General features: G+C 60.4%; 1 protein-coding gene. It reads right to left on the bottom strand.

Annotated features, from left to right (window positions below):
• Window positions 1-3,695: amino acid adenylation domain-containing protein (locus ALQ04_RS27315; RefSeq protein WP_259645047.1), on the bottom strand; the 3,695-nt coding region annotated here is incomplete at both ends.

The following is a 3,695-nucleotide window of genomic DNA, read 5'->3' as shown; positions in this document are numbered from 1 at the left end:
AGGGTTTTGGCCAGCACTTCCGGTTCAAATGACTGCTGCGCCCAGGTCAGAAAGTTGACCGTATTGCGGTGTTCAATCATCACGCCTTTCGGCAAGCCGGTCGAACCCGAGGTGTAGATCACATAGGCCAGATGCGCCGGAGTCAGTTCTGCAATCACGGGATTGGAGACGGATTTGTCCTGCCAGTCCGGCTGATCCAGATTGATAAGTGGTACGCCAGCAGAGGAAACCAGTTCCAAAGTCGAGGTTTGTGCCAGCACAGCCGCAGGCGCACTGTCCTGCAACATATAGGCAATCCGTTCCACTGGATAAGCCGGGTCCAGCGGCACATAACCGCCACCCGCCTTCATGATCGCCAGCAGGCCGACCACCATCCCGATCCCGCGTTCGACACAGATCGCCACCCGCGAATCCGGCATCACACCCTGACTGCGCAAGTGATGAGCCAGACGGTTGGCACGCTGATTCAGCTCGGCATAGCTCAAGCGCAAATCACCATGCACCAGTGCTATTGCATCCGGCGTACGCTCGACCTGCGCCTCGAACAGACCATGAACCGTCTGTTGCAGCGGATATTCGGCGATCGTGTTGTTGAAGCCTTGCAACAGTTGCACGATTTCCGCGTCGGGAAGTACCGACAGACTCCCCAGTGCCGTCTGTGGCCGCTGCTCCAGCGCCTCGACCAGACGCGCCAGCGCCGTGCTCATGTAAGCTGCTATCCGAGCAGCGCCGATACCGTCCTGCACCAGCACGGTCAGCTCGAAACCTTCGCCCTGATCATCCACCGACAGGGTCAATGGATAGTTGGTGCGCTCCTCGCCCTTCAGCGGTTCGATACCTTCCCAGGCTGGCGACAGACTGTTTTCGCCCGGTGCCGCGCTGTAGCGGTAATTGAGCAGCGCACTGAACAACGGCGTCGAAGCCGCCACACCACTGCAACGCTGGGCCAGCGCCAGCGGCGCATGCTCGTGGGCCAGCAAGGCGCTCAGGCGTGCGTGGGTTTCCCGCACACCCGTCCGGGCCTCGCAGGCACCCAGTTGCAGGCGCAACGGCAAGGTATTGATGAACATGCCCAGCGCCCGATCCGCGCCGTCACCGCCATTCAGGCGGCCCATCAGCACGGTGCCGAAGACCACGTCGTCACGGCCACTGGCGGCGCTCAGCACCTGAGCCCAGGCCAGGTGATGCAGGGATGCCACGCTGACCCCGAGCACACGTGCCTGCGCTCGCAGTCGCTGGCTCAGATTCACGTCGAGAAGTGCCCGATGCTCCTCGATACCGCGCCCCTCGCCCTGCACTTCATGCAGGCCGAACGGCAGGGTCGGCTCGTCGATATCACCGAGCATCTTGCGGAAGAACGCTTCCTGAGCGGCGCGATCGTTCCCCAGTCGTGCCTGGGCCACATAGTTGCGATACGGCACCGGCTGGCTCAAGTGTTGTGCAGAGTCCAGCAGGAAAGCTTCCATCTCCTGGCTGACCACTTCCAGTGCGGTGTGGTCGAGAACCAGATGATGAAACAGCAGCAATGCTACACAGCGCTGATTGGCCGGGTCCTGAGCGTAGGCAATCTGCATCAGTGGAGCCTGGCGAATGTCCATCCGGTGCTGACCGGCATCGAAGCGTGCCTGCAACTGCTCGATCACATCCTCGGAAGATCCGTCCGTCTCGATCTGCTCCAGCCCCAATTGCGCCTGGCGCCAGACCACTTGCACCGGTTCATCCAGACCTTCCCAGTAGAGCGAGGTACGCAGGATATCGTGGCGCTCGATCACCGATTGCAGAGCGCTGCAGAACGCATTCAATCGTTGTTCGTGATCAAAGCTGAAGATTGCCTGCAGGACGTAAGGGTCACCGGCTTCGGCACTCAGGTGGTGATAAAGAATGCCTTCCTGCAACGGCGCCAGCGGGTAAATGTCCTGAATATTGGCCGCACCGCCGGGAATCGCGGCGATGACCTGCTCAAGCTGCTCTGCGCTGATGTCCAGCAAAGGCAGCATTTCAGGCGTAATCCGCGTGCAGCCGGGCTCGATCAGATTGGCCGGTACGCGAATTTCCGTGCCGCTGCCCACGGCGGCGGCCAGGGCCATAAGGGTTGGCTGGCTGAACAGCACGCGCACATCGGCGCTCAGGCCTTGTTGGCGCATCTTCTCGATCAGCTTGACCGCCAGCAGCGAGTGCCCGCCCAGCTCGAAGAAGTGATCATGACGACCCACGCGCTCGACCTGCAGCACTTCGGCCCAGATCTGCGCCAGAGCGTTTTCGGTTGCGCCTTGCGGGGCTTCATAGCCACGGCTGATCAGGGATTGCAGATCCGGAGCCGGCAGCGCCTTGCGGTCCAGCTTGCCGTTCGGGGTCAGCGGCAGTGTTTCAAGATGGACATAGGCTGCCGGGACCATATAGTCCGGCAACTGGCTTTGCAGATGGCTGCGCAAAGCTTCCAGATCGGCTACAACTTCGGTCGAGGTGAAATACGCCACCAGACGCTTGTCGCCCGGCACATCCTCGCGAGCCATGACCACCGCTTCTTGTACGGCAGGATGGCGCGCCAGCTTGGCTTCGATCTCGCCCAGCTCGATACGGAAGCCACGAATTTTCACCTGATCGTCGTTACGACCCAGGTACTCGATATTTCCGTCCGCCAGCCAGCGACCCAGATCGCCAGTGCGGTACATCCGCGCTCCGGCGTTGAATGGATCAGTCAGGAAGCGCTCAGCCGTCAGGTCATCGCGATTCAGATAACCGCGTGCCACACCGGCACCGCCGATATAAATTTCGCCCGGTACACCCAACGGCACCAATTGGCGATGTTCGTCCAGCAGGTAGAACTGTGTGTTGGCTACCGGTTTGCCAATGTGGGATGCAAAGCCGTCCTCGCGGTCCATTGCGACCCAACTGGAATAAGTCGTGGTTTCCGATGGGCCATAGAGATTGCACAGGCGTTTGACGCTGGTTTGCTCGAACAGGCTTTCAACCAGAGAACCCTTGAGTGCTTCACCGGCGACGTTGACGGTATGCACACCCGCTTGCAGGCCGCCGGATTCCAGCAGTGCCTTCAGGGCCGAAGGCACGGTATTGATCAGCGTGACGTCATGCTCGCCGTCCTGCAGAGCCAGCACATTCCTGACCACTTCGATGCAGCCACCGGAAATCAGCGGCGCAAAGCACTCGTAAACTGCCAGGTCGAAGTTCAGCGACGTCGAGAACAGGGTTTTGGCCAGCACTTCAGGCTCAAAGGCCTGCTGCGCCCAGGTCAGGAAGTTGACCGTATTGCGGTGTTCGATCATCACGCCTTTCGGCAAGCCGGTCGAGCCTGAGGTGTAGATCACATAGGCCAGATGCGCTGATGTCAGCTCTGCAATCACTGGGTTGGAGACGGATTTGTCCTGCCAATCCGGCTGATCCAGATTGATAAGTGGTACGCCGGCAGAGGAAACCAGTTCCCAAGTCGATGTTTGTGCCAACACAGCCGCAGGCGCACTGTCCTGCAACATGTAGGCAATCCGCTCCAGCGGATAAGCCGGGTCCAGCGGTACATAACCGCCGCCCGCCTTCATGATCGCCAGCAGCCCGACCACCATCCCGATCCCGCGCTCGACACAGATCGCCACCCGCGAATCAGGGATCACGCCCTGACTGCGCAAGTGATGAGCCAGACGGTTGGCGCGCTGATTCAGTTCGGCATAGCTCAAGCGCAA

It is taken from the genome of Pseudomonas cichorii (assembly GCF_003700275.1).
Lineage (GTDB): Bacteria > Pseudomonadota > Gammaproteobacteria > Pseudomonadales > Pseudomonadaceae > Aquipseudomonas > Aquipseudomonas cichorii_B.
This window is presented reverse-complemented; position numbering and strand designations above follow the sequence as displayed.